The organism is Mesobacillus selenatarsenatis SF-1, assembly GCF_000813125.1.
Classification (GTDB): Bacteria; Bacillota; Bacilli; order Bacillales; family Cytobacillaceae; genus Mesobacillus; species Mesobacillus selenatarsenatis.
This window is the reverse complement of the sequence record NZ_BASE01000102.1, coordinates 23,846-30,911: the sequence shown is the minus strand read 5'-3', so window position 1 is coordinate 30,911 and position 7,066 is coordinate 23,846. Positions and strand designations below refer to the sequence as shown.

The window sequence follows — 7,066 nt, the reverse complement described above, 5'->3', positions numbered from 1 at the left end:
GTTAGTTAGCGCGTCGCCCAGAAGCGACTTTACTAATATAACATCTGGTGTTTTTTCTGTCAACAACTTTTTAAAACGAAATGTTATCGACTGAAAAGAAATTTCAAGTTTTCAACCGTCTGCCGCGAAAATGTTTTTGCTGTGTTCCGCAGCGACGGTTATTAATATACCAAGTAATTTTTAAATGGTCAATAACTTTTTTTGTTTTTTTAGGATAATTTTTCAGCGGATTTATAATATCTATGAAAAATACCTTGTCCTTTTGTTTCAACATTAACTACATCAAGGATTTTCTTTTCTATCAAATACTCCACAAGGATACCGAGATCTACAGAGTAAGGAGCCAACTCGGGATGTGTCATCAATTCATTGAATGACCAGTATTCTTTACTCTCCATCACCTCAAGCAAATGCTGGCTGCCAACCTTGGTTCTTTTATGGATCAAGAATTCACTGGCCAGGAATAATAGCTCCAACCGCTTTTCAATGGACTCTTCACTGCAAATCAATTCTTCATATAACTTATATATCTCCGGTTCGATCTGTTTGACTTGATGCCACACTGTAACCTCTGGATGGAAACCATTTTCGATTACCGCTAACCTTGCCAAGTGATGAAGCGAATGCACAACGTGATTATAAGCATCCAAATAATTAAAGGTGTCAAAGAGTACTTTTCCATCAGAATACCTTCTGATCAATTTGGCAAACTCGATGCCCATTTTGATTTTCCGTCCAAAGAAAGGAAACTCTCTGAGTTCCTGTTTTAGATTGGCAATCCGTTCATTCCTGTCAAAAACAATCTTCCCATTGTACAGCCAATCAAATATTTTTTTGTTATTGCCTATTAACAGCCAATCATTGATTTGTTTTTCTGTCACAATATGCATCGCTGCTTTTTTATCTTCATAAGAGTAATGTTTGACAAAGACAGGGTCATTATTTTCTTTTACTATAATAAGCAGGATAACATCAAAAGTATCTGTGGCAGCGATGGCTTTTTGCCTCTTCTCAACCACCACTACTCCTACTGTATTAGGATGGCTTGCGCGTTCTTGATAAATTGAACGAAGGATATCCTCCATAATAAACTCCTCCATTTGTTTGTTAGCATATATGTTCGACAATTATATAAAATCTCCTGCATTTCTTCTAGACAATTTTCGACATTCGTATTCACTTTTTATGATTATCTTGCCGCAAATGATATGATATAGTTAGATTTTAGGGAGGGAAAATTCTAATGGCTAAGTATTCTAATAAAATAAATAAAGTCCGCACCTTTGCGCTGAGCCTGATTTTCATTGGCTTCATCGTTATGTATGCGGGTATTTTCTTTCGCAGTTCCCCATTGGTCATGACAATCTTCATGATCCTGGGATTGCTTTTCATTATAGCAAGCACGGTTGTTTATTTTTGGATTGGAATGTTATCGACAAAAACAGTTCAGGTAGTCTGCCCTAATTGCGGCAAACATACCAAAATGCTCGGCCGGGTGGATATTTGCATGTATTGCAATGAACCGTTAACTCTTGACCAATCTCTGGAAGGCAAGGAGTTTGACGAACAATACAATCGTAAACAACAAAAATAGAACTCGGCTGAAGCCGAGTTCTATTTAATTTCAAAAAAAGAAACTGATAGCTTTTGCCATCAGCAGTTGGTTTAATGAACTTCCTTCGCGGAGCAATCCGGACAAGTGCCGTAAATCTCCATTCTGTGGTTACCGACCTTAAAACCCGTTACATGGGAAGCCAAGTGTTCTACTTCGTCAAGGCCTGGGTAATGGAAATCAACGATCTTCCCGCATTTGTCACAAATAACGTGATAATGGTGGGAAGTCACGAAGTCAAAACGACTTGATGCATCTCCATATGTCAATTCCTTTACCAATCCAACTTCACGGAATACTCTCAAATTGTTATAAACTGTCGCGACGCTCATATTAGGGAATTTCCCTTCAAGCGCTTTATATATTTCATCTGCTGTTGGGTGCGACATTGAGTTTATTAAAAATTCGAGTATCGCATGACGTTGCGGAGTAATACGGACTCCTGTATCCTTCAAGGTATCCAGGGCTTCTTTTAACTGACTCTGTACCACCGCCATGCACCTCACTTTACTTAAAATTATAATTCTTATTTTATAATATTTATAAATAGTGTACTAATTTCATTCCACTTTTGTCAATATTGCCACATCACAAACATTTACAATTACAGTATTTGTATTAATTTTGATGCAGGGTCTGTTCCTTTGACCCCAGATGCATGTTCACATATCTCGCTGCGACAAACAGGAAGTCAGAAAGTCGATTCAAATAGGAAAGGACAAGCGGGTTAACCTCTTCGCCCAGTTCAACTGCCTGGCGCTCTGCCCTTCTTGCAACAGTCCTTGCTACATGCAGCGCCGCGCCGGCCTGATGGCCTCCAGGGAGAATAAAGTTGGTCAATTGTGGAAGTGCCGCATCCCAAGCGTCAATCTTCGCTTCCAACTCTTCAATGTCTTTTTCCTCAAGAGTCCACTTCACATTTTTCCCTGAAGGTGTAGCAAGTTCTGCACCGACATGAAACAATGCCGTCTGGATTTTATGGAAGATTTCCTGCATTTCTTCTTTGCCGCTGAAATATTCTCCGTTCAAATAGCTTAAAGCCAGCCCAATCATTGAATTCGTTTCATCACATGTCCCGTAAGCTTCTACACGTTTATCATTCTTGGCTACCCTTGTTCCATAAATAAGCGAAGTTGTTCCTTTATCACCTGTCTTTGTGTAAATCTTCATCTCCTAGTACCCCCTGTCCATGTCTATTACATTTAGATAACCCGAACCTTTTTTAATATATGTATGCAGATTATGTTTAAAAATTTCTAAAGATCTTGGCAGATAGTTCTTCGTAAGGCTTGAAATATGGGGCGTTACCGTTACATTCTCCATCATCCAGAATGGGTGGCTTTCTTTCAGTGGTTCCTCGTAAAATACATCCAAATAAGCATGTGCTATCTTCTTTTCCTGAAGTGCAACTATTAAAACCTCATCTTTAACTAAATCCCCACGACCAATATTAATAAGAACCGCAGTATCCTTCATTATTTCAAAATCGCTAGCATCGAGAAAATGCTTTGTTTCGTTCGTGCTTGGCATTACGGAGACAATGAAATCCGCTTCCGGCATGACCTCTCGATAGTTATCCATCGTATATATTTCGTCAGCCCATTCAGCTTCACGGCCACTTCGATTCACACCAATTGTCTTCATATTGAAGGCTTTTGCCAGTCGTGCCACCTCTCCGCCAATTGCCCCTATACCTAGAATGAGCAATGTCTTGCCGTATAATTCTCCCATCGGCAATTTACGCTCCCATGCCTTGGCTTGCTCATTAGTCCACAGGGATCTCATTTGTTTAACATGCTGGAGCATCATGCCAATTGTAAATTCAGCCATCGGAATTTTATGGATACCCCTGACATTGGTCACAAGAATCCCCCGCTTCTTGCAAGCCTCGAATGGCATTCTGTCCAGTCCGGCAGACATGACCATGATCCATTTTAATTTATCAGCCTTATAAATTAGTTCTTCAGTTAAATCTTCGCCGTATGTAAGGAAAATTTCTGCATTCAAAAATAATTCTTCATTGATTCCTTTATGGAATTCAAAGCTGACTTGGGGAAATTCCTTCTTCACATCTTCCTGCAAAGCCTCTGCAGGCAGAATTGAGGAGTATATTTTCATTCAGACCAAACCTTTCGTTCTATTGTCATATTAATAATTGTATTAATTTTCACTTTATTAAACAACTTACAAGCCTATAAAAATCATAAAAAAAGGCGGGCTATTGTAGCCCGCTAAATCGTTTGAGGAGGTATGCCCTAATACAATGATATTCAGTTAGAGCTAAAATGAATGGACAGAAGCCTGTATTGAAAAAAATAGGCGGCTAATTTTATCCTTTCAGACCATAGAACTCTGCAATGGCCTCTCGGTAGACATCAAGCGATTGCTGATCCTTGAAGTTTGATAACATCCCCTGGATCACTGGAATCCGCGGCGATTCCCTTTCCACTTCACTTTCAAGCACTTCCAGCGAAACATTCAAATCCTCGTTATTTTCAAGATTAGAAATTGCATGTTTCATTTTCTTGAGAATCGTTTTAATATCCTGGCCATCCGCAAGGAAGTACGCCTTTGTTTTATTAATAAGTTCTTTAACTTTTTCTTCAGAGGCTACAGGATTCTCACCCTCTAGGCCATCCACTAGTGAGTCGACTCTTCTCAGCATATATTCCACTAATTCATTAATCTTGAAGCCGTCTGGACTGAATAACAGCAGCTTCATATATGAATTAAAAAATCCTTCAAGCATGAGAGCTAAGTCCCAAAGATGCGGTTCAGCTTTCTCTCCGTATATAGCGCGCAGACTGTTTTGATAAAAAACTTGTGCTTCGTAATACTTGCGGATCATCAATTCCTTTACCTCTTCATTCAAAGGAATTGCCTGTTCCCTTGATTGCATGATGATGAATTCTTTATGTTCAAGCATCGTATTGAATAACGCTGTAAGCTGCAATGCGAACTTTTCTCTAGAAGACAGTTGATCCTGTTCATACACTTCCAGCTTCTTTTCAATATAATCAAAGTAATATTCAAGGATTGCTATCAACAAAGCATCCTTGGATTTAAAGTATAAATAGAATGCCCCCTTGGAGATTCCGCTTTCTGAAACAATTTCCTGGATTGAGGTGGAAGCAAACCCTTTGGTCGCATAGAGCTTAATCGCTGCTTCAATAATTGCTTTTTCCTTTTCCTTCACCCTTAAGCCTCCCCAACTTTCTAAAATATACGAATGACTGACTGGTCATAGCTTTATCATCATACCCTATTATAGCTTATAACTATCTCCAATTCAGCAAAAAGACAGCCTCTCTTGGCTGTCCTCCAATTAAAGATTTTCTTTTATATATTCGAGGGCCTCTTCAACATGACCTTTCACTTTTACTTTTCGCCATTCCTTAACAAGATTGCCATTCTTATCAATGATGAAGGTTGAACGTTCAATTCCCATGTATTCCTTGCCAAAGTTCTTTTTAAGCTTCCAAACTTCGTAATCCTCGGCAGTTTTATGATCTTCATCAGCCAAAAGCAGGAATGGCAAACCGTGCTTTTCGATGAATTTTTCATGGCGATTGAGCGGGTCCGGGCTGACGCCAAGAACGACAGCATTCACTCCTTCGAAACTCTCATGATGATCCCTGAAATCACACGCTTCCGTTGTGCACCCAGGAGTCATATCCTTCGGGTAAAAATAAAGCACTACATTCTTCCCTGCAAAATCAGAAAGTTTGACTGTTTTACCATTGCTGGCTGGCAGTTCAAATTCCGGTGCTTTTTCTCCAATTACTAATGTCATTATGTACCCCTCCAAAACAGATCTATTATCTTTAGCCTATCTAATTTTGGGCTGGAATACAAATCAAAGGAATGCATCATGATCGTTTTTGGTCAAACATGGCCCTCGTCACAAAGGCGGCTGGAATCGTGTAGCCAATGAGTGCTTCCAAAACAGCGATCGCTCTCCCCACACCAACCGGTGCGATATCACCATATCCAACCGAAAAAAGTGTAATTGCACTAAAATACATGCTTGTGGACATTCTTTCATAGGAGGAGTTGCTCGGGCGCATGCTTATATCAGAAAGTACCCATATCCCTTTCAAGTCGAGGAGATAATACAGAAGTCCAAAACCAGCCATAACTGTTGCATAAATCAGCGCAAGTGTAACAAAATTCTCGAATGAAACCTGTTTGCCTTTTATTTTGTGTGGAATGAACAATGTCCGCAAACTAAATAAAATCGCCACAATAATTAAAACGATTGATATATAAAACTGCATATCCCCAGCCTCATTTCCCGCATCTCTTCTCACTTCAACTATACGCTCGTGAAAATAGGAGTATGCAAGCAAGTCCGATTCGTTTGATGTAATCAACAATATATTGCTGAAAGCAGTATCAGCACACTCCTGCTTTGGACTACTTCTCTCTTTTTAACGCTGAAGCTGTCCGAACTTGATCCTACTTCTGACAACTTTTATCCTTCCACGCCTGAACCTGTTCGAAGTTCCCCCTTCTTCGGACAGATTTTCTCCTCTCACGCCCAAACCTGTCCGAACTTGCTCCTACTTCTGACAGCTTTTCTCCTGCCACGTCTGAACCTGTCTGAACCTGAACCGACACAAAAAGACCGCAGCACGTTTATGGCTGCGGTCTTACTGGTTATATATTTAGTTCCCGGCTCCCCGGTATCTTTTCACTCCTTCATTCCAGATGAAAACAGACAGGCTGAAGAACACAAGCCCGATCACTGGAGTCAGAAACGAGTAACCGTACCACTCATCGCGGCCGAGGAAGTAGGCTGCCGGGTAGACTCCGACGAAAGCGAATGGCAAGATCCAGGTCAAGACAAATCGGATGACATTGTTATAAATGTCCACAGGATAGCGTCCATAGTTGCCGATATTGTACATCATCGGCATGATCGAGGTCCGCGCATCTGCCCAGAAGCTGATGCAGGCAATCATCACGAATATCCCGGCGTATACAAGGACACCACCAAGAACGAACACAACGAACAACAGTGGGTCTGACCAGCTTACCTCAAGACCGAGGCGGCTTCCGGCGTAAAACATAACGGCCAGCCCGGTCACTGCCCCAAACAATGATTCCAGTTCCATCCGCTCAAGGATAATCTGGAACAGGCTGTGAATCGGTCTTGTCAGGATTCTGTCCAGCTCTCCTTTTACAATGTACCGTTCGTTGAAATCCCAGATATTGAAAAAGGACGAAAAGAGCGCGTACGGCACCAGGAAAAATCCATATATAAAGATAATTTCATCACGGCTCCAGCCGTTAAGGAATTCTGTATGATCAAATACCACAAGGATAAAGATCAGGTTGACGGCCTGAAACAATAAATCTGAAAAGATCTCAACAATCAAATCTGCCCGGTATTCAAGCCTTGTTTTCATATACTGGGCGACATATTGAAAAAACATGCTGATGTAAAACATT

The 7,066-nt window shown here is 40.6% G+C and carries 9 protein-coding genes; 1 reads left to right on the top strand and 8 read right to left on the bottom strand.

All coding sequences use genetic code 11. The features are described 5' to 3' along the window. Window positions 1-209 precede the first annotated feature (209 nt). Window positions 210-1,085 carry a nucleotidyltransferase-like protein gene (locus TY49_RS19680; protein ID WP_041967613.1) on the bottom strand — a complete coding sequence of 292 codons (876 nt, stop codon included), beginning with the start codon at window positions 1,083-1,085 and terminating at the stop codon, window positions 210-212. Window positions 1,086-1,243: 158 nt separating this feature from the next. On the opposite strand from TY49_RS19680, the gene TY49_RS19675 reads away from it, so the two are divergent. After that, a complete protein-coding gene (locus TY49_RS19675; RefSeq protein WP_041967612.1) occupies window positions 1,244-1,594 on the top strand; it encodes a YgzB family protein in 351 nt (116 codons plus the stop codon). Window positions 1,595-1,665: 71 nt separating this feature from the next. Here the strand turns inward: TY49_RS19675 and perR are convergent, their stop codons facing one another. The 7 genes from perR to TY49_RS19640 form a co-directional block, all read right to left on the bottom strand. After that, complete coding sequence (gene perR, locus TY49_RS19670; RefSeq protein ID WP_041967611.1) at window positions 1,666-2,109, bottom strand: peroxide-responsive transcriptional repressor PerR; 444 nt, start codon at window positions 2,107-2,109, stop codon at window positions 1,666-1,668. Between the two features lie 121 nt (window positions 2,110-2,230). Then, entirely contained in the window at window positions 2,231-2,782 is a 552-nt protein-coding gene (locus tag TY49_RS19665) for a cob(I)yrinic acid a,c-diamide adenosyltransferase (protein ID WP_041967610.1), read from the bottom strand. Window positions 2,783-2,785: 3 nt separating this feature from the next. Then, window positions 2,786-3,730 carry a D-2-hydroxyacid dehydrogenase gene (locus TY49_RS19660; RefSeq protein WP_041967609.1) on the bottom strand — a complete coding sequence of 315 codons (945 nt, stop codon included), beginning with the start codon at window positions 3,728-3,730 and terminating at the stop codon, window positions 2,786-2,788. Window positions 3,731-3,941: 211 nt separating this feature from the next. Then, complete coding sequence (locus tag TY49_RS19655; RefSeq protein ID WP_041967608.1) at window positions 3,942-4,808, bottom strand: TetR/AcrR family transcriptional regulator; 867 nt, start codon at window positions 4,806-4,808, stop codon at window positions 3,942-3,944. A gap of 129 nt (window positions 4,809-4,937) precedes the next feature. After that, window positions 4,938-5,405: a thioredoxin-dependent thiol peroxidase gene (gene bcp / locus TY49_RS19650; RefSeq protein WP_041967607.1), complete on the bottom strand. Its 468-nt coding sequence runs from the start codon at window positions 5,403-5,405 to the stop codon at window positions 4,938-4,940. Window positions 5,406-5,481: 76 nt separating this feature from the next. Beyond that, a complete protein-coding gene (locus TY49_RS19645) occupies window positions 5,482-5,889 on the bottom strand; it encodes a potassium channel family protein (protein ID WP_041967616.1) in 408 nt (135 codons plus the stop codon). Window positions 5,890-6,279: 390 nt separating this feature from the next. Beyond that, a complete protein-coding gene (locus TY49_RS19640; protein WP_041967606.1) occupies window positions 6,280-7,065 on the bottom strand; it encodes an ABC transporter permease in 786 nt (261 codons plus the stop codon). Window position 7,066: the final 1 nt, after the last annotated feature.